Source organism: Roseococcus sp. (assembly GCF_965227005.1).
Classification (GTDB): Bacteria; Pseudomonadota; Alphaproteobacteria; order Acetobacterales; family Acetobacteraceae; genus Roseococcus.
The window spans coordinates 22699-40497 of record NZ_CBDDFJ010000020.1 but is presented as its reverse complement, the minus strand read 5'-3'; the positions used below and the strand labels follow the sequence as shown (position 1 = coordinate 40497).

Here is a 17799-nt window from a genome sequence, read left to right as displayed (position 1 = left end):
ATAGCCGGCAGCGCATCCGGTGTCTGACCGATGGCCCGCCCGGTCTGACCCAGCGCCTGCGCCAATCTCCGGAGATCGGCATGCTCTGCCTTCCGCTGCACCATCCGCCGAGACCGGGCCAGCAACCGGCGGGTGTGTCCAGCTCGTTTCGAACATACCAGCGGCCTATTGGATCGGCGCGCCGTACAGCAAACCGCCCTGCGTCCAGAGCTGGTTCAAGCCACGCGGTGTCGGCGTCTGACTCGCCGCGCCGAAGTTTCGTTCGTAGATCTCGCCATAGTTCCCCATGGTCCGGATCACGTTGTAGGCCCAACGGTTGTCGAGCCCCATGAAGCGGCCATGGTCGCCCGTCACGCCGAGCAGTCGGCGGACAAGAGGGTTCTCACTGGCGAGCATCTGCTCGACATTGGCCTGGGTGACGCCCAGCTCTTCGGCATTGATCAGCGCGTGCAGCGTCCATTTGACGATATCCAGCCACTGCTCGTCGCCCTTGCGGACATAGGCGCCGAGCGGCTCCTTGCTAATGCGGTCGGGCAGCAGGACATGCTCGTCCGGTGCCCGCAGGCGTGAGCGCAGGCCGGCCAGCAAGGTCGCGTCGTTGCTGATGGCGTCGCACCGGCCAGACTCGTAGGAGGAGACGATGTCGTCGGTCCGCTCGAAGACCAGCGCGGTGAAGCGGATGCGATGAGCCCTCGCCCATTCCGCGGCGTTGATCTCCGCGCGGCCGCCAGCCGGCACGCAGATGGTGGCATCCGCCAGACCGGTCGCTGCGGTGAGGCCTAGCGACTTGCGCACCAGGAAGCCCTGGCCGTCGTAGAAATGCGTGCCGGTGAATTCGAGCCCGTTATTGGCCTCGCGCGTCTGCGTCCAGGTCAGCGACTGCGCGGCCATATCGATCGCGCCCGATTGCAGGCTCACGATGCGCTGAGCCGTGGTCATAACGACGAAACGCGCCTGCGCGGGGTCGCCGAAGATCGCGGCCGCGACGGCGCGGCACATGTCGGCATCGATGCCGCGCAGCTCGCCCCGGCCGTCGAAGAGCCCGAAGCCCGGGCTCGCGCCGCTCGTCCCGCAATTGACCGTTCCGCGCGCGCGGACGGCCGAGAGGGTAGGGCCGGCGGCCGTCTGCGCCGCGGCGTCAGGCCCGGTCAGCCAGCCGGCCAGCAGCAGACCGCACAGGCCGGCCTTCAGCGATGTCCATGTCATGATCGTTTCCCCTTCGGGTGGTCTTCTTGGATCGGCCTCAGGACTTGCGCCGGGCCTTGGACTTGGGCGGCGGGGGGATGTCTTCACCTCCGATTTCTCCGCCATCGGCGAGGCGCAGCAGCTGCAGCACGATCCGGCGGCGCTCCATGGCGCTGAAGGGCGAGAGGCCGGCCAGCTCCATGTACCAGAGCCCCTCCACCGCCAGGTGCACGATGGCCGCACGATCGGCGTCGATGCCCGCGCTGATCTCACGGAAGCGGCGCGCGTAATAGGCTTTGCCGGCGCGATTGCTCCACGAGCCGGACATGCGCAGGCGGGCACTGGCCTTGTCCGCCTTTGAGCGGTTGTGGATGGAGGCGATCGCATAGCCCTTGAGCTCGCGAAAGGGCGATTCCGGCAGGCTCTCCGTGGTCGCTCTGCGTGCGTCGGCGTAGCGCTCGACGAGGCGTTCGGTCAGTGCCTCGAGCAGGGCTTCCTTGTTGGGGAAATGGTAGAGGAGGCCGCCCTTGCTGATGCCGGTGCGCACCGAGAGCGTCTCGTAGGTGAGGCCAGCCACGCCGTCCTCGGCGATCAGATCCAGCGCGGCGTCGAGCAGCATCGGCCGGACACTGGGACGCCCGACGCCACGTTCGGCGGTGGGAGCGACGGGGGCGGATTTCGCGCTGACGGCCTTTTTGGACATGCGCTCAGCATTCCGATCCGCGGCGTCCGATGTCAAGCATCTTCGGAAAATTACTATACCATATGGACGGTACATTTATGTCGCGGATTTTATGATGGTCCATGGAGAATGAGGGTTTGACAAGGCCGCATCTGCGGTGATGTCATGTACCGGATGGTTGGTACAGTAATCCGATTGATGCGGCCTTGGCCGCCGAAGGCGACAGCATGATCCGAATCACCTCACGCCAGGACGAGCTCGCGCTCGACGCCACCGAGAAGGGCATCCCCGGCCATGCCGGCACCGTTGCGATGGAGGCCGTCGCCACCCAGGGTTGGAACCTGCTGCGTGAGGATCTGCCGCTGCCCGTCGCCGTCCTCAAGCAGGATGCGCTGGTGCACAATGCCGCCTGGATGCAGCGCTTCATTGAGCAGAGTGGCGCCGCCATCGCCCCGCACGGCAAGACGACAATGAGCCCCGCGCTCTTCGACCTGCAACTGGCCACCGGCGCATGGGGCCTCACCGTCGCGACGGTCCATCAGCTCCAGGTCGCGCGGCGATTCGGCTATTCGCGCCTGGTGCTCGCGAACCAGCTCGTTGGCCGCAGCGGCATAGACTATGTGCTGGAAGAGCTGAAGCGCGACCCGGATTTCGAGTTCTGGTGCCTCGCGGATTCCCTCGAGAACGTCGCGCGCCTCTCCGAAGCCGCGCGCCGCGTCGGCGCCGGTCGCCCTCTGCGGCTGCTCGTCGAGATGGGCTATCCCGGCGGCCGCACGGGCTGCCGGGAGCTGGAATCAGCATTGGCGGTGGCACGCGCCATTGCGGCGGAAACGCCCTTTCTCTCGTTGGCCGGGATCGAGGGGTTCGAGGGTCTGCTACGTGGCGCCACGCCGGCGGAAAGCACGGCGATGGTCGAGGGCTTCCTCGATCGCGTCTGTGCCTTGGCTTCGGCATGCGCGGAAGAGAAGCTCTTCTCCCCCGGCGAGGTGCTGCTGAGCGCGGGTGGCTCGATCTACTACGACCTCGTGGCCACGCGGCTGCGCGCCGTGGAGCTCGGCCAGCCCTGCACAGTCCTGCTACGCAGCGGCTGCTACATCACGCATGACGACATCCTCTACCGCCGCGTCTTCGAGGCGCTGCGCCTGCGCCGCCCCGAGCTCGCGGCGATGGATGGTGGGCTACGCCCCGCGCTGGAGGTTTGGGCCTATGTGCAGTCCCGCCCCGAACCGGACAAGGCGATCCTCGGCTTTGGTAAGCGCGACGCGTCCTACGACGACCCGCCCGTCGCGCTGAAGTGGTTCCGACCTGGCGCCGGCATGGCCGCGCCCGTTGCGGTGCCCGACGGCCATCGCGTGACGGGACTGAACGACCAGCACTGCCATCTCACTATCCCCGCGGATTCCCCGCTGGCCGTGGGCGACATGGTGGCCTTCGGCATTTCCCACCCCTGCCTGACCTTCGACAAATGGCGCGTCATGCAGGTCGTGAACGATGCCTATGACAGCGTGTCCGCCATCCGGACCTACTTCTAGCCGCAACCTGTCCCAGGAGTTCGAGGAACATGACGGATTCAGTCCCGCGCCGTGCCTTCGGTGCGGCGGCCCTTGCTGCCACAGGTCTCGGTGGGCTCGATGCCAAGGCGCAGACTCGTTCGGTGCTGCGCGTCGTGCCATCCTCCGACCTCACCATCCTCGATCCCATCTGGACCACGGCCTATATCGTGCGCACCCATGGCTTCCTGATCTACGACACGCTCTTTGCGATCGACGCAAACGACACGCCGCAGCCCATGATGGTCGAAAGCTGGACGCGCAGCGACGACGAGCTGAGCTGGACGTTCAAGCTGCGCGCGGGGCTGGAATTCCACGACGGCCAGCCGGTGACCGGCGACGACGTCATAGCCTCGCTGCGCCGTTGGGGCAGCAGGGACACCCTCGGAGGACGCCTCCTCGGCGCCACGGAGGCGATGGAATCCCTGGGGGCGGAGGGCTTCCGCATTCGTCTGAAGGAGCCTTTCGGCCGCATGCTCGACGTGCTCGGCAAGACGGGCTCGCGCGTGCCCTTCATCATGCCCGCCCGCGTGGCTGCGACACCGGGCGATCAACGCATCACCGAGACGATCGGCTCCGGTCCCTTCATCTTCCGCGCCGCGGAATGGCGGCCCGGCGTGCAGGCCGTCTATGAGCGCAATCCCCGTTACCGGCCGCGCGCTGAGCCGCCCTCGGGCCTCGCCGGCGGCAAGGTCGCGAAGGTCGACCGCATCGAATGGCGCATCATCCCCGATCCCGCGACGGCCAGCGCCGCGCTCGCCTCGGGCGAGGTAGACATGATCGAGAGCCCGCTGCCCGACCTGTTGCCCGCGCTGCGCGCCAATCGCCGCATCGCGGTCTTCCCGGCCAACGAGCGGGGTGGCCAGTACTGGATGCGCTTCAACCATCTGGTGCCGCCCTTCGACGACGTGCGGATCCGGCGCGCGGCAATGCTGGCGATCGGCCAGGAGGATATTCTGCTGGCGCAGCTCGGCGAGCCGGAGCTCTTCCGCACCTGCAACTCGCCGATCGGCTGCGGCACGTCGCTGGCCAAGGAATACGGCGATCTGCTGCTGCGCCCGAACCTCGTGGAGGCACGGCGCTTGCTGCAGGAGGCGGGCTATGACGGCCGCCCGATCGCGATGCTCAACGCCTCCGACCACAGCCTGCTCGCACAGGTGGGGCCGGTGGTGAAGTCTCAGTTGGAGCAGGCCGGCTTCCGCGTCGACCTCGTCTCGCTCGACTGGCAGACCGTGGTGGCGCGCCGCGCCAAGAAGGAGCCGGTCGAGCAAGGTGGCTGGAACATCTTTTTCACCTGGACCGGTATGTCCGACATCACGGATCCCGGCACGAACGGCGCCCTGGGCGGATCCTGCGAGCGGGCCTATTTCGGCTGGCCCTGCGATACCGAGCAGGAGCGTCTACGCGAGGCCTTCCTGCGAGCCCGCGACGATGCAGAGAGGCGCCAGCTGGCCATTGCCATCCAGGACCGCGCCGTGGAGCAGGCGAGCTTCGCCTGGCTCGGCGAGTTCCGGCAGTTCGGCGCCTATCGGCGCGACCGCATCCAGGGCTGGCTCACCAGCGAGGCCATGGTCTTCTGGAATATCTCCCGGCTCAGCTGAGGCCGGCTCTATCCCCACTCAACCCAAAGGATGATGCGAATGTCGGCTTCCCCAGCAGCTACGACCAAGACCATGGAGGCCGGCGGCTACAGCTATATCCCTGCCGTCTTCCAGTACTCCTCGGGTGTCGCGGCCCTGCCGGGTTATCGGCTCGAGCGCGCACGGTTCAGCAGGCTCCTGCCGATGGCAGAGGGCTTCGCGCGGATCAGGGCCCATCTGGAAGCTCTCGGTCGGCCGCTCACGGCCTTCGCTGCTTGCGAGCTGCGCTCCGCGCTGCCCTTCACCGATGACGGGTTCCGCGAGTTCAACCTGGGCTATGCTCAGGTCCTGCGCGAATGGGGCATCATGGAAGGCGACGACAATCCCGTCGCACGCAGCAACGTCTGTCCCGAGCTGTCGCCTCCGGATGAGTCCGGCTTCTACGCCTTCACCTACACCGTGCCTGACAAGACGACCGGCCCGACATTCCTGATCGCGGGCGGGGCAGAAGCGCGAGGCACCGGGCCGGCGGAGCAGCGCGTCGTGGCTTATGGCGACACCTCGCCCGAGGGCCTGCGCGCCAAGGCCCGCCAGACACTCGGTGAAATGGAACGGCGGCTGACCGGCTTCGGTTTCGGCTGGGCGGACACGACTGCGGTCCAGGTCTATACTGTGTACGACCTTCACCCATTCTTCCTGGACGAGATCACCGCTCGCGGAGCGGCGCAGAACGGCATCACCTGGCATCCCTGCCGGCCGCCCGTGCAGAAAGTCGACTTCGAGATGGACTGCCGTGGGCTGGACCATGAGATTCTACTACGTGTCTGAACTGACATGGTCCGCATGGCATTAAGCCAAGCGGGCATCATGCCCATCGACAGTTTTCAGGCATACGCGCACGGCAGTTATCGAGATGCGTAATCGCCGTCGCCGGGGAATAGGATCTCGACGCTGCGCGCAGCATAACGGAGAGCGACTGGCCGCTTGGGTGTTTCTGATGAGGGGGAGCATACAGGTCTGCGAAACCCTTGAGTACACCGCGCGTGAAGATCGGGTCCGCCTCCGCCCGCGTCTCGAAGTGCCGCCGGTGAGCGCCTGGTCGGTCCAGTACGCAGAGCAATCTAGCGGATCGGGCGGGCAACCGAGGTCGCGATGCTCAGCCGGCGCCGGCACCTTCTCCGGCAGGTGGTTCTTCTGCATGCTGCGGAACACCGCCAAGTGTGCCGCAGCATGCAGGTTCGCCGGCGCCATGGCCAGCCGCTCCTCGTGCCGGCCGGTCTGACTGGGAATGATCGATTGGGAATTGGAAAGCTTGGTCATCGTCAGGCTCCGTTCGGCACCCGATCACCCGAGTGCTACGAGCCCGAGCCCGCAGGTTCAGCAAGGCCGGGCGAAACGCTGCGCATGGGCGAGCATTCGCTCTATGGCGCCGTAAAGCCAAGCGAACTCCGGATCATGATTGCTTTGTCCCGAGAGTGTTCCGCTCTCAATCACAATCTCAATGACCTTTCAGAGCAGAACGACGCTGTTCGGCGCTACCGAGTAGGCCAACGACGACACGCATCACATCAGCATCGATCGGAGAAGCGGTCGTATGCATCAACTCGGCGGAAAGGAATATTGATGTCACGTTGGTAGATTTCTGCCTTCAGGAATGCCAGTTCAGGTTCACGCTGTGCATCCTCAACGTCGGTGTACCAAGCCCATGGCGAACCGTTGCCATCTCTATTCCATCGGTCGCCGCGCGCCTTGAGAAGGTCCTTGAAGTCGAAGGGGCTGTTCTCCGCCCATATTCGCCAAAATGGAGTCCGCGCACGCTGAAGAAGCTGCGCAAGCGCAGATCTTCCACTCTTGGGCAAGAGGCGCGCCAGGAGCTCGATCGCGGCAAGGCAATCGTGGACGGCACGGTGACGGTCGTAAAAGAATGCGGACGTCTGCGCGAGATACCCGAGTTTCGTGAACATAATGGACGCGATCGCCGACGGCCTGCGGACGGCTGGTCTTCGGGAACGGCTAGAGCAGTTGGAGGCGCGGCAGGCTGAGCTTCGCAGGGAGATCGCTGCGGGTGTCGCGCTCGGCTCCGATGCCGCCAGACAGGGCACTGAGGTGAAATCGTCATTCGAAGCCGGGATCAGGCATTACCTCGAGATGCTCGGCCCATGGGTAGGCGAGCCTGATGGCGAGGAGCCCGGCGGCAAAGCCATGGCCATTCTCTCGACAATGGTCGGTGCAGTGGTGCTCTCGCGGGCCGTCAACGACGAACGGCTGTCGGAGCAATTCTTGCAAACGGCCGCCGAAAGAGTGCTGACGGCGGCGCCTGCCGATCAGGCCCGGCAGGAGCCGCGCCAATCATGCACCGGCCGCTAGGCCTGCTTGGGCGCTAGATAGCTGCCGGTCCGCTTTCGGCCAAATCCTGCCAAAGCCTAAACGCTGCCCAGTGATCTGATCGCTGGGAAACAGGCATTCGGGGCACATTCCCGGAGAGTGCGCACTGCTCCACCGCAATGCCCATCGTGCCCGGAGCCTGCTGCTTGAGCCTGCAGCAGCGGAAGGTCTTGAACGCATCCCAATGACTCGTACAAATGCGCCTTCTTCGAAGCGGTCCCGCCGCTGCGCGCATGGCTTCGCCCCGCGTGAGATCATTGGGGAGGGCCCCGCAGTCGAGGCGGGGTGATGAGTTCCTACAATAAGCAGCCTACGGGCCATTTGTCCGGGCGCCTGCTGCAATGGCTCCTCGCGTACGGCACCTTTGCCGTGCCGCAGGCGGCCGGCCCGATCGCCTTTACCCTGTTGGCGTTGCCCCTCACTGGCAGCTCCAGCAGTGGCGCGGTGCTGGTGCTGGCCATCACGCTCGCCCAGGTTGCCGGTGCGGTTCCTGTCCTCCGTATCGGAAACGGCTTCAACGCCGTGTCATACCTCCGAGTCCTGGTGGGTCTTCGGGCGGTGTCGCTCGTTGCTATGGCGCTTTTGGCAAAGGTCGGCGCACCCTTTCCTCTCCTTGTCGTTGCCGCCGCCGCTGGCGGCCTGGTCAACGGTGCAGCCTTCGGCCTGCTGCGATCCGTCCTCAATCATCTCGTCCGGCCAACGGGAATGCCTCGTGCCCTCGGCATGGCCGCGACATTGAACGAACTCACCTTCGTCGCTGCCCCCATTGCCGCTTCGGTCCTGGGATCCCTGATCGATCCCGTCTTTGCCCTCTTGGTGCTGGTTGTCTTGGGTACCGCGCCGGCGCTGCTGGTACCTGCCATCCCGCAAGCTACAGCGCCGGAACCCATCCGGGGCGGTGAGAGGCTGTTGCGGCCCGCAATCCTTCTATGGCTGGTCTGTTCTCTGGCGACCAGTGCGGTGACTTCGGCGGTTGAAATCGGCGCCGTGGCGATCGCGATCAATTACGGCCTGGAGCCTGCGGAAGGTGCCATCTTCGCGGTAGCGCTATGTGTTGCAGCAGTTGCCGGCGGCATTTGGGTCAGCACACGGAACAGAGTGCCGGGTCCTTTCGCGGTACCGTTCCTGCTCGCTTTTGTGACCTTTGGAGCTGCCCTTACAGCCGCCAATCTATCGGTGTTAGCCACGCTCATAGGCGCGGTCACCATTGGATGCTTTCTCGCTCCGCTCGGCACCTACAATTCGCTGCGGCTCGACGCTCTCTCCCCGCCAAATCGAAAGGCCGAGGTGTTTGCACTGTCCCGTACAGCGAACTCCCTCGGGATCATTTTGACGAGCGCTAACCTGACCTGGGCCTCGGTCGAGATCACCATGGCGATTTCCGCCGCGGTGCTCTTCGCAGCAACCGTGGCGGTCGCGATCGCTACGTTCCGAGGGCGCGCGCCGCGGGGTTAGACGCGTGCAGATCCCGCTCGACTTCCTTGCACCGGGAAGCATTGGTGTCGTCGTGCCGCGCAGGAGTGCCCGCGCGGCACGGCCCGGTCTGCTCCGGGCTTTGGGTGGTGGCAGCGTCGCATCGGGCGGCGCTCCAATGGAGACCACCCTATGTCGAAGCCCAAGAGCCTGACCGTCGCCCAGCTCCTCGTCGTGACGACCGCCGCCCAGCGCCCGGATCGCGTGGTCCTGCCACTTCCGCCGACCCTGCGCGTCCGCGGCAGCGCCCAGCGCACCCTGCTCGCAACGCTGCTCAAGATCGAGCTCGTGGAGGAGTTCCCCATCGACGACGCCACGCTCTCCTGGCGTGCGGACGATAGCGGTCAACACTTTGGTCTACGCTTGACGGCCGCCGGCCTTGCCGCGGCGGGCGGATCAAGCGATTCGGTGGCGAATCCAGTGGCGTCCAATGATGCGGAGCAAGTGGAGCGCGGCTCGCGGCACAGCTCCGGGGAGGGCGCTGCAGGCGCGGCCCCTGCGACGACCGCGCCTCGCGCTCCGGCGGGCAAGCTAGGCGATGTCCTCCGGGCGATCTCCAAGGACGTGGGCGCGACCCTTCCCGAGATCACGACTATGACGGGCTGGCTGCCCCATACCGCGCGGGCTGCTGTGACGGGCCTTCGCCAACGAGGCTTCGCCATCCAGCTCTCCGAGCAGCAGGGCCGAAAGGCCTATCGCATCGGGGCGTCTGGCTAAGGCGAGCGCCGTGGCGCGCCGTACCAGGGCGGGGGCCAAGGTGCCCTCCTCATTGAGCCAGGAGGCTGTGATCGAGTTGGGTCGACTTGATGCGGCAGGTATCCGTAGCCAGCGCCATGAAGGATGGTCACTGCTCCCGGCGAGCTATGACGATGGCGGTCTCTCCGGTGGCAGCCTGAACCGGCCGGCTCTCCAGCGCCTGCTGACTGACCTGGCGTCCGGCCGGGTAGATTTGGTGGTCGTGTATAAGGTGGATCGCCTGACCCGATCGCTCGCTGACTTCGCCAAGATCGTCGAGGTGTTCGATGCCCATGGCGCCTCCTTCGTGTCGGTGACGCAGCACTTCAACACGACGACGAGCATGGGTCGGCTCACGCTGAACATGCTGCTGTCCTTTGCTCAGTTCGAGCGCGAGGTTACCGGGGAGCGCATCAGGGACAAGATCGCCGCCTCCAAGCGCAAGGGCATGTGGATGGGGGGATCGGTGGCCTTCGGCTACGAGGTTCGCGATCGCAAGCTGATCGTAAATGCCGAGCAGGCTGAGTTGGTGCGCCGGACCTACCAGCTCTACCTGGATTTCGGATCGGTGCGATTGGTCCAGCATCAGCTGGCTGCGGAGGGGATCACGGGCAAGGATGGCCGGGCCTTCGGTCGAGGCGCGCTGTTCCACCTGTTGCAGAACCGCCTCTACCGCGGCCAGGTCGCCCACAAGGGCAACATCTATCCCGGTGAGCACGAGGCCATCGTCGATCCGGAGTTGTGGGAGATGGTGCAAGCGCGTCTTGCTGAAGCTCGGGCCGATCGGAGGGCTGGGGGCCAAGCTAGCCAGCCCAGTCTGCTGGCGGGGATGCTGAGCGACGCAGTAGGAGGGCTGATGGTTGCGACCCACGCCACGAAGTCTGATCGTCGTTATCGCTACTACGTCTCGAGCGTGCTGATCACTGGAACGCGGGAGGAGCATGCTGACGCGCTGCGGCTACCTGCCGTTGCGTTGGAGAAAGTTGTCCTTGAACGCGTCGGACGGCTGCTGTCGGATGGGCCGGCGATGCTGCAGGTGCTGCGGTCGGCCGAGGCATTGCCACCGCAGGGGGGCGAGCAACGATCGATCCTCGGGGCTGCGGCCGCCCTGAGCGGCCGGTGGTTGAACATGGGTCATACTCTGCAGCGCGACTTCCTATCGTCGATTACCGCGGAGATCGCTGTGCAGCGGCATGAAGTCGCCATCCGCATCTCGGCGCGTCGGCTTGTCGCGAAGCTGACGGGGCGAGCCCACGAGGAACTGGCAACCAGCCATCGACCGATCGAAGACGACATCACGCTGACGGAGCCGGTGGCGCTTCGGCGAGCGGGGCGCGAGATGGCGTTGCTCGTCGGGTCGACCATCGCGGCCGATCGATCCGACCCCTCGCTGGTTCGCCTGGTCGCCAAGGCTTGGGCGCTGCGGAACGAGCTCGTTGCGAGCACAGCGCCGAGCCTGACGGCCTTCGCTCAGCAGCAAGGCATCTCTCAATCCTATGCGTCGCGACTGGTTCGGCTGGCCTGGCTCGCCCCAGACATCGTCGAGTCGATCCTTGATGGACGGCAGCCGAAGGGCCTGACGGCATCTAGCTTGATGCGGGACACGCGCATCCCGATAGACTGGCAGGACCAGCGCCGCGCGCTCGGCTTCGCGCAATAGCCTCCAGCAACACAGCGGTTCGGATCCGACACAGCGTAGTTTCGGGCGTACCGATTCACCCGAGGATAAGCCGCCGAGCGGGCCGTTCCAGGCCAACTGTACATGCCGAAATGGCATGGAGAGACGATAGGCCGCGAGAGGCCCCTCGGACCGCCCTTTCAGCGTCTCTCAGGTACAGTTGCGCTACTGACCTCGCGTGAGAGGCCCGAAAGGCCGGGCTTTCACGGGGGAGGGGCCAAAACCCCGAAATCTTCTGCGTCAGGCTGACTGGGTGGCTGGGGTGCTAGGATTCGAACCTAGGAATGACGGTACCAAAAACCGTTGCCTTACCACTTGGCTACACCCCACCGGTGTCCGGATGTAGCGAGGGCACCCCCGCGCCGTAAAGCCCCCCACCCGAAGCCCACCACCCGGTGGGCATCGCGCGGGCCGCGGCGGCGGCGCCAGCCGGCGTCGCGAAGAGGCCGAAACAGGTCGCGCCCGAGCCGCTCATCCGTGCCAGGAGGCAGCCGGGCTGGGCGCGCAGGGCTGCCAGGACCTCCGCGATCGCGGGGCAGAGCGACAGCGCCGCCGACTCCAGGTCATTGGTCAGCCGGCGGAGGTCCGCCGCCATCGCCGCCGCATCCGGCCAGGACTCCGGCAGAGTCGCCGGCGGCGTGAATTCGCCCTGCCGCGCCCGGAACACCGCCGGCGTGGCCACCGGCACTCCCGGATTGACCAGCAGCAATCCGCATTCGGGGAGTCGCGGGGCGGGCCGGATCACCTCGCCGATTCCCTGCATCAGGGCCGGTCGGGAGGCGATGCAGACGGGAATATCGGCCCCCAGCGGCGCGGCGAGCGCGGCCAGCGCCGATTCGTCGCGCCCCGCGCCCCAGAGCCGGTTCAGCAGCCGCAGCGCCGCCGCGGCATCGGCCGAGCCACCGCCGATTCCGGAGGCCACCGGCAGGCGCTTGGTCAGCCGCAGCGCCGCACCCCGAGGCGCCAGGGCCCGCGCCGCGCGCAGCACGAGATTGTCCGGCTCGGCGGCAAGGGCCTCGCCGAAGGGGCCGTCCAGTACCAGCGACAGCTCCTGTGCGGGCTCGGCATGGAGGCTGTCCGCTGCCGGGCCGAAGACCGCCAGGCTGTCGAGCAGGTGATAGCCATCGGCCCGCCGTCCGGTGACGTGCAGATACAGGTTCACCTTGGCGGGCGCGTCTTCGAGCATCGGCGGGGCCTCAGCGGCTGGCGGGGATGGGCAGGCCGTTCTGGAGCTTGGCCTCGATCCGGGCCGTCTCCGCCTGATCGGGCTCCATGGTCAATGCCCGGCGCCACTGGAAGCGCGCCTCGTTCTGGCGGCCGGCCGCCCAGTACACGTCGCCGAGGTGGTCGTTCACCGTCGAATTGCGGGATTCCAGCTCGACGGCGCGTTCGAGCTGGGTGATCGCGCCTGGCAGGTCGCCCATGCGGTACAGTACCCAGCCCAGGCTGTCGGCGATATTGCCGTCCTGCGGCCGCTGGACGGCGGCGCCCTCCAGCATGGCGCGGGCCCGATCGAGGTTCACGCCCTGATCCGCCCAGGTATAGGCGAGGTAGTTCAGGACGTAGGGCTGCTCGGGCGAGAGCGCCAGGGCGCGCAGCAGATCGGCTTCGGCGCCGGTCCAGTCTCCCGACCGCTCACGCGCGATGCCGCGGGCGTAGAAGAGCGGCCAATCGAAGTCGCGCGCCTGCTCCAGCCGCGCGATGGCGCCGTCATAGGCGGTCACGGCCTCGGCGAAGCGCGAGCGGCGGCGCAGGATGTCGCCGAGTCGGGTGAGCGCCTGGGGCAGGTTCGGGACGGCGGCGGCCGTCTGGTTGAGCAGGGCCTCGGCCTCGGCCAGGCGGTCGAGCCGGTCGAGCAGGCCCGCACGGCGAAGCTGAGCGGTGCCGAAGAGCGGGTCTTCCGGGCGGATCTGGCCCAGGGCGGTGGCCGCGGCCTCAAGCTGCTCGCCCTCTGTCAGGGTATCGGCCAGCAGCAGCAAAGCGGGGCCGAAGCTGGGGCGCAGGCGCAAGGCGAGGCGGGCCAGCAGCCCGGCCATCTCCTCCAGCCCCTGGCCGCGCAGGGCACTGCCGAGCGCCACATAGGCCTCGGCGATGCCGTCGGCGGGGCCGGTAATGCTTTTCTGCGTCAGCACGATGCCGCGCGCGGGCTCCTGCACGGCGAGCGCCAGCTCGTCATGCGTCTCGGCCAGCTGATTCAGCAGGCGCACCGCATCGGCATTGCGGCCCGCGCGGTTGAGGATGCCGGCGGCCAGCAGGGTGAGGCGCAGCGTCGGCTCGGGCTGGCCGGCCAAGGCGAGGCGGACATAGCGCTCGGCCTCGCGCGGGCGGTTCGCGACGTCGGCGATGAGGGCGGCATGCAGGGCGTTGAGCGCCCGGAAGCGCCCCTGCTCGGCGGCCGGGCGGAGCAGGGCGATGGCCTGGTCGGTCTGGCCCCTCCCGGCGAGGCTCCAGGCCACGAGCACGGGCTGCAGCGCCTGCATCGGGCCCTGGCGGCCCAGAGCGCGGGCGCGGCTCTCCGCGCGGTCCCAGCGCTGGCTCGCGATCTCGGCGCCGAAGAGCAGGAGCTGGGCCGAAGCGTTGTCCGGCAGGCGACGGGCCAGGCGCAGGGCGTCCGGCCGGCCGTCCATCACGGCGGCCGAGAAGGCCCGCTGGAGGATCTCGCTTTGGTTGGGTTCGGCCCGAAGGGCGGAGAGGAGGTTGTCGGCGGCGACGCGGCTGTCCTGCTCGTCCGCCGCGAAGCGGCCGACGAGGAAGCTGCCGAAGACGGTGCCGGCCGGCGCGCCCTCGGCTGCGCCGGGGTCGGAAGCGTCCAGGCCGCCGGCCGCGCAGGCGGCCACAAGGCTCGCGGCGAGCAGCGCAAATCGGGGATGAAAACGGCGTTGAGCCATAGCGTGGAATGTAGCAGCGAAGCGCCGCACCGCACCATGGGCCGTGATCTGTTCTCCACACCCGCGCGACACGCTGTGACATTTAGGCATCGGAAGGTTCGCCGAAACCGGCCCTTGATGCATTTCCCGTACCGTGACCTCATTCGATTGTCACAGAGCGGAAGGTCAGCATTCCCGATGTTCAACCGTCGTCACCTCTGGGGCGCCGCCGCCGCGCTGGGTCTCGTCAGCCGCGGGGCCATTGCCCAGACGCCCACCCTGAAGGTCGGCTCGACGCCGACCGGCATCCCCTTCACCTTCCTCGACACCCGCACGAACACGCTGACCGGCTTCATGGTCGAGCTGATCACCGAGATCGGGAAGCGGCAGGGCTTCAACACCGATGTCCAGGCGGTGCCCTTCGCGGCGCTCGTCGCCTCGCTCACCTCCTCGCGCATCGATATCATCTCGGCGGCGATGCTGGCCACGCCCGCCCGGCGCGAGCAGATCGACTTCTCCGACCCGGTCTATGGCTATGGCGAGGGCGCCGCGATCCGCGAGAGCGAGAGCCGCCCCTGGCGCAGCCTGGCCGATATGCGCGGTGTCACCGCCGGCGTGCAGGTCGGCACGATCTATATCGAGCCGCTGCGGGCCGCGGGCCTCGAGGTCCGAACCTATGACAGCGTGGCCGACATCATGCGCGACGTCTCGCTGGGCCGGATCCAGGCGGGCTTCGGCGATGCGCCGATCGTCTCCTATCAGATCGCCCAGAACATTTTCCGCGGCGTGAAGCTGATCCCGGACTACCGGCCCAGCGTCCTCGGCAGCATCGCCATCGGCACGCGCAAGGGCGACCCTGTGCTGGCGCGGATCAATGCGGGCCTCGCCTCGATGAAGGCCGATAGGGCCTTCGCGGCCCTCGTGGGGAAATGGAACCTCCCGGCCTCGGTGGACTGATCCGCTGAGCTGGGCCGGATTTCTCCGCGACGGGCAGCAATTCCTGCCCATCCTGCTCCAGGGCGTCTGGGTGACGGTCGCCGTCACGCTCTGCGCCCTGGTGCTGTCCACCGCGCTCGGCGTCGTCTGGGCGCTGATGCGCACCTCGGGCAAGCGTTGGCTGGAATGGCCGGCGGTGATCTTCACCAACACCATCCGCGGCATCCCGATCCTGGTGCAGCTCTTCTACATCTACTTCGTGCTGCCCGAGATGGGCGTGGACCTGAACGCCTTCCAGGCCGGCGTGATCGGCCTGGGCATCGCCTATTCGGCCTATATGGGCGAGGTCTTCCGCGCCGGCATCCTGGCGGTCGACACGGGCTCGATCGAGGCGGCGCAGAGCCTGGGCATGCCGCGCCTGCGGATCCTGAGCCGCGTGGTACTGCCCCAGGCGGTGCGCCTCGTCCTGCCGCCCTATGGCAACAACCTCATCATGCTGCTGAAGGACAGCAGCCAGGCGAGCGTGATCACCGTCGCCGAGCTCTCGACCCAGGCGCGCCTGATCGCCTCCTCGACCTTCAAGAACCAGGAGGTCTGGACCATGGCGGCGCTGCTCTACCTCTGCATGAGCATCCCGCTGATCCTGGTCGTCGCCTGGCTCGAGCGGAGGTTCGGGCGGCGATGATCGAGATCGACCGGCTCGAAAAATCCTTCGGCGCGAACCGCGTGCTGGACGGCATCACGCTCAATGTCGCGCAGGGGCAGGTGGTCTGCGTGATCGGGCCCTCGGGCTCGGGCAAGTCCACCCTGCTGCGCTGCGTGAACGGGCTGGAATCCTATGAGGGCGGGGAGGTGCGCGTGCTGGGCCGGCGCGTCGACCGCAACTCGCCCGGGATCCGCGCGGTCCGGCGCGAGGTCACGATGGTCTTCCAGCGCTTCAACCTCTTCGCCCATCGCTCGGCGCTGGAGAACGTGACCGAAGGCCCGATCTACGCCGCCGGCGAAAGCCGCAAGGACGCCGAGGAACATGCCCGCGCCTTGCTGGCCCGCGTCGGGCTGACGGGCAAGGAATCCGCCTATCCCTCCCAGCTCTCGGGTGGGCAGCAGCAGCGCGTGGCGATCGCCCGTGCGCTGGCCATGCGGCCCAAGGCCGTGCTCTTCGACGAGCCGACCAGCGCGCTCGACCCCGAACTGGTGGGTGAGGTGCTGACCGTCATGCGCGACCTGGCGCGCGAGGGCATGACCATGGCCGTCGTCACGCATGAGATGGGCTTCGCGCGCGAGGTGGCCGATCACGTCGTCTTCATGGATCGCGGCCGCGTCGTCGAGGAGGGCCCGCCCGCCGAACTGCTGACCGCCCCGCGCGAGCCCCGCACCCAGGATTTCCTCCGCCGCGTCCTGCGGCCCTTGGAGTAGAAGATGCTGCCCCCGAGCCTCTATGCCGACACCGCCACGCCGCGCCTGGAGACGCCGCCGCTGGAGGGGACCGCCCGCGCCTCGGTCTGCGTGATCGGCAGCGGCTACACCGGGCTCTCTGCCGCGCTGCACCTTGCCGAGGCCGGCACGGACGTCATCGTCCTCGACGCGGAGGAGCCGGGCTGGGGCGCCTCGGGCCGCAATGGCGGGCAGGTGAATCCGGGCCTGAAATACGACCCCGACCAGGTCGAGGCCGATTTCGGCGCCGAGATGGGCGGGCGCATGGTGGCGCTCTCCTATGGCGCACCGGATGCCCTCTTCGATCTGATCGAACGCCATCAGATCCAGTGCGAGGCCCGCCAGGAGGGCACGATCCGCGCCGGGATCGGCGCCACGAACGCCGCGACCATCGCCGTCACGGCCGAGCAGTGCATCCGGCGCGGCTGGCCCGTGGCGATGATGGATGCGGCCGGCGCCGCCGCGCTCACCGGCACGGACCGCTATGCGGGTGCCATGCTCGACCGGCGCGGCGGCGACCTCCAGCCGCTCTCCTATGCGCGTGGCCTGGCGCGGGCGGCGATGCAGCTCGGCGCGCGGATCCATGGGCAGACGCCGGCCGTCTCGCTGGCCCGCGCGCAGGGCGGCTGGCGCGTCGCCACGCCGAAGGGCGAGGTCCTGGCCGAGCAGGTGGTGCTCGCGACCAACGGCTATACGGGGGACCTCTGGCCCGGCCTGCGGCGGAGCGTGGTGCCCGTCTACAGCTCCATCGCCTGCACCGCGCCGCTGCGGGGGGAGATCGCGCGCGGCGTCATGCCGCAGCGTGCCTCGCTCTACGAGGCGGGGCACATCACCGTCTATTACCGCATGGACCAGTCCAACCGCCTGCTGATGGGCGGCCGCGGGCCGCAATCGGCGCTGACGAGCCTGGAGCCGATCCGCTACCTGATGGACTATGCCGCGCGGCTCTGGCCGGGGCTGGAGGGGGTGGAGTGGACCCACGGCTGGAATGGCCAGATCGCCGCGACGAAGGACCATTATCCGCATCTGCACGAGCCGGCGCCCGGGCTGCTGGCGGGGCTGGGCTATAATGGGCGCGGCGTGGCCATGGGCACGGCGATGGGCCGCCAGATCGCGCTGCGCCTGCAGGGCCGGCCGGCGGCCGAGCTCGACATGCCGGTGCTGCCCATCAGGCCGATCCCCTTCCACGGCTTCTGGAAGCTCGGCGTGGCCTGGGCGATCCTGCAAGGGCGCCTGCGCGACCGTCTGGACAGCTGAGGGCGCGGCCTTGCCTTGGGGCGCAGCGGAAGCCAGC

The 17799-nt window shown here is 67.6% G+C and carries 16 protein-coding genes and 1 tRNA gene; 11 read left to right on the top strand and 6 right to left on the bottom strand.

What is annotated here, in order from left to right:
* Positions 1 to 165: 165 nt before the first annotated feature.
* Both ACO057_RS10465 and ACO057_RS10460 read right to left on the bottom strand, forming a co-directional pair.
* Complete coding sequence (locus ACO057_RS10465; RefSeq protein ID WP_421991365.1) at positions 166 to 1206, bottom strand: amino acid ABC transporter substrate-binding protein; 1041 nt, start codon at positions 1204 to 1206, stop codon at positions 166 to 168.
* Positions 1207 to 1243: 37 nt separating this feature from the next.
* Positions 1244 to 1888 carry a TetR/AcrR family transcriptional regulator gene (locus ACO057_RS10460; protein WP_421991363.1) on the bottom strand — a complete coding sequence of 215 codons (645 nt, stop codon included), beginning with the start codon at positions 1886 to 1888 and terminating at the stop codon, positions 1244 to 1246.
* A gap of 206 nt (positions 1889 to 2094) precedes the next feature.
* Here ACO057_RS10460 and ACO057_RS10455 point away from each other — a divergent pair, with 206 nt between their 5' ends.
* From ACO057_RS10455 to cnbZ, 3 genes are read left to right on the top strand one after another with little or no spacing between them, the layout of a single operon-like run.
* On the top strand, positions 2095 to 3399 hold the full coding sequence (locus ACO057_RS10455) for an amino acid deaminase (RefSeq protein WP_421991361.1): 1305 nt from the start codon (positions 2095 to 2097) through the stop codon (positions 3397 to 3399).
* Between the two features lie 29 nt (positions 3400 to 3428).
* Positions 3429 to 5018 (top strand): ABC transporter substrate-binding protein, encoded by a 1590-nt coding sequence (locus ACO057_RS10450; RefSeq protein WP_421991359.1) that lies wholly within the window; start codon positions 3429 to 3431, stop codon positions 5016 to 5018.
* 39 nt (positions 5019 to 5057) lie between these two features.
* Positions 5058 to 5825 (top strand): 2-amino-5-chloromuconate deaminase CnbZ, encoded by a 768-nt coding sequence (cnbZ, locus tag ACO057_RS10445; RefSeq protein ID WP_421991357.1) that lies wholly within the window; start codon positions 5058 to 5060, stop codon positions 5823 to 5825.
* 740 nt (positions 5826 to 6565) lie between these two features.
* On the opposite strand, the gene ACO057_RS10440 is transcribed toward cnbZ, so the two are convergent.
* Positions 6566 to 6961, bottom strand: a complete 396-nt coding sequence (locus ACO057_RS10440) for a hypothetical protein (protein WP_421991355.1) — start codon at positions 6959 to 6961, stop codon at positions 6566 to 6568.
* A gap of 1 nt (position 6962) precedes the next feature.
* Between ACO057_RS10440 and ACO057_RS10435 the strand changes: the two genes are divergently transcribed.
* From ACO057_RS10435 to ACO057_RS10420, 4 genes are all read left to right on the top strand, one after another.
* A complete protein-coding gene (locus ACO057_RS10435; RefSeq protein WP_421991353.1) occupies positions 6963 to 7364 on the top strand; it encodes a hypothetical protein in 402 nt (133 codons plus the stop codon).
* A 306-nt stretch (positions 7365 to 7670) separates the two neighbouring features.
* Positions 7671 to 8837: an MFS transporter gene (locus ACO057_RS10430; protein WP_421991351.1), complete on the top strand. Its 1167-nt coding sequence runs from the start codon at positions 7671 to 7673 to the stop codon at positions 8835 to 8837.
* 150 nt (positions 8838 to 8987) lie between these two features.
* Entirely contained in the window at positions 8988 to 9572 is a 585-nt protein-coding gene (locus ACO057_RS10425) for a DUF3489 domain-containing protein (protein ID WP_421991349.1), read from the top strand.
* A 10-nt stretch (positions 9573 to 9582) separates the two neighbouring features.
* The gene (locus tag ACO057_RS10420) at positions 9583 to 11250 is read left to right on the top strand and encodes a recombinase family protein (RefSeq protein WP_421991347.1); all 1668 of its coding nucleotides are present in this window, start codon (positions 9583 to 9585) and stop codon (positions 11248 to 11250) included.
* Positions 11251 to 11522: 272 nt separating this feature from the next.
* On the opposite strand, the gene ACO057_RS10415 is transcribed toward ACO057_RS10420, so the two are convergent.
* From ACO057_RS10415 to ACO057_RS10405, 3 genes are all read right to left on the bottom strand, one after another.
* Positions 11523 to 11597, bottom strand: a tRNA-Gln gene (locus tag ACO057_RS10415).
* On the bottom strand, positions 11588 to 12454 hold the full coding sequence (locus ACO057_RS10410; protein ID WP_421991345.1) for a 4-(cytidine 5'-diphospho)-2-C-methyl-D-erythritol kinase: 867 nt from the start codon (positions 12452 to 12454) through the stop codon (positions 11588 to 11590). The genes ACO057_RS10415 and ACO057_RS10410 overlap by 10 nt, the downstream gene beginning before the upstream one ends.
* 10 nt (positions 12455 to 12464) lie before the next feature.
* Positions 12465 to 14156: a tetratricopeptide repeat protein gene (locus tag ACO057_RS10405; RefSeq protein ID WP_421991343.1), complete on the bottom strand. Its 1692-nt coding sequence runs from the start codon at positions 14154 to 14156 to the stop codon at positions 12465 to 12467.
* A 177-nt stretch (positions 14157 to 14333) separates the two neighbouring features.
* Here ACO057_RS10405 and ACO057_RS10400 point away from each other — a divergent pair, with 177 nt between their 5' ends.
* Genes ACO057_RS10400 through ACO057_RS10385 form a run of 4 tightly spaced genes read left to right on the top strand, consistent with a single transcriptional unit; the run spans position 14334 to position 17762 of the window.
* A complete protein-coding gene (locus ACO057_RS10400; protein WP_421991341.1) occupies positions 14334 to 15092 on the top strand; it encodes an ABC transporter substrate-binding protein in 759 nt (252 codons plus the stop codon).
* A gap of 4 nt (positions 15093 to 15096) precedes the next feature.
* On the top strand, positions 15097 to 15756 hold the full coding sequence (locus ACO057_RS10395; RefSeq protein WP_421991614.1) for an amino acid ABC transporter permease: 660 nt from the start codon (positions 15097 to 15099) through the stop codon (positions 15754 to 15756).
* The gene (locus ACO057_RS10390; protein ID WP_421991339.1) at positions 15753 to 16487 is read left to right on the top strand and encodes an amino acid ABC transporter ATP-binding protein; all 735 of its coding nucleotides are present in this window, start codon (positions 15753 to 15755) and stop codon (positions 16485 to 16487) included. Before ACO057_RS10395 ends, ACO057_RS10390 begins: the two co-directional genes overlap by 4 nt.
* Positions 16488 to 16490: 3 nt before the next feature.
* Positions 16491 to 17762, top strand: coding sequence for an NAD(P)/FAD-dependent oxidoreductase (locus ACO057_RS10385; protein WP_421991337.1), 1272 nt, complete (start codon positions 16491 to 16493; stop codon positions 17760 to 17762).
* Positions 17763 to 17799: the final 37 nt, after the last annotated feature.

What these genes read in the sequence shown, in the direction of transcription:
- ACO057_RS10455 (WP_421991361.1), top strand. Translation starts at nt 2,095, where the DNA reads ATGATCCGAATCACCTCACGCCAGGACGAGCTCGCGCTCGACGCCACC.
- ACO057_RS10440 (WP_421991355.1), bottom strand. Translation starts at nt 6,961, where the DNA reads ATGTTCACGAAACTCGGGTATCTCGCGCAGACGTCCGCATTCTTTTAC.
- ACO057_RS10435 (WP_421991353.1), top strand. Translation starts at nt 6,963, where the DNA reads ATGGACGCGATCGCCGACGGCCTGCGGACGGCTGGTCTTCGGGAACGG.
- ACO057_RS10460 (WP_421991363.1), bottom strand. Translation starts at nt 1,888, where the DNA reads ATGTCCAAAAAGGCCGTCAGCGCGAAATCCGCCCCCGTCGCTCCCACC.
- ACO057_RS10410 (WP_421991345.1), bottom strand. Translation starts at nt 12,454, where the DNA reads ATGCTCGAAGACGCGCCCGCCAAGGTGAACCTGTATCTGCACGTCACC.
- ACO057_RS10465 (WP_421991365.1), bottom strand. Translation starts at nt 1,206, where the DNA reads ATGACATGGACATCGCTGAAGGCCGGCCTGTGCGGTCTGCTGCTGGCC.
- ACO057_RS10450 (WP_421991359.1), top strand. Translation starts at nt 3,429, where the DNA reads ATGACGGATTCAGTCCCGCGCCGTGCCTTCGGTGCGGCGGCCCTTGCT.
- ACO057_RS10385 (WP_421991337.1), top strand. Translation starts at nt 16,491, where the DNA reads ATGCTGCCCCCGAGCCTCTATGCCGACACCGCCACGCCGCGCCTGGAG.
- ACO057_RS10430 (WP_421991351.1), top strand. Translation starts at nt 7,671, where the DNA reads ATGAGTTCCTACAATAAGCAGCCTACGGGCCATTTGTCCGGGCGCCTG.
- cnbZ (WP_421991357.1), top strand. Translation starts at nt 5,058, where the DNA reads ATGTCGGCTTCCCCAGCAGCTACGACCAAGACCATGGAGGCCGGCGGC.
- ACO057_RS10405 (WP_421991343.1), bottom strand. Translation starts at nt 14,156, where the DNA reads ATGGCTCAACGCCGTTTTCATCCCCGATTTGCGCTGCTCGCCGCGAGC.
- ACO057_RS10400 (WP_421991341.1), top strand. Translation starts at nt 14,334, where the DNA reads ATGTTCAACCGTCGTCACCTCTGGGGCGCCGCCGCCGCGCTGGGTCTC.
- ACO057_RS10390 (WP_421991339.1), top strand. Translation starts at nt 15,753, where the DNA reads ATGATCGAGATCGACCGGCTCGAAAAATCCTTCGGCGCGAACCGCGTG.
- ACO057_RS10425 (WP_421991349.1), top strand. Translation starts at nt 8,988, where the DNA reads ATGTCGAAGCCCAAGAGCCTGACCGTCGCCCAGCTCCTCGTCGTGACG.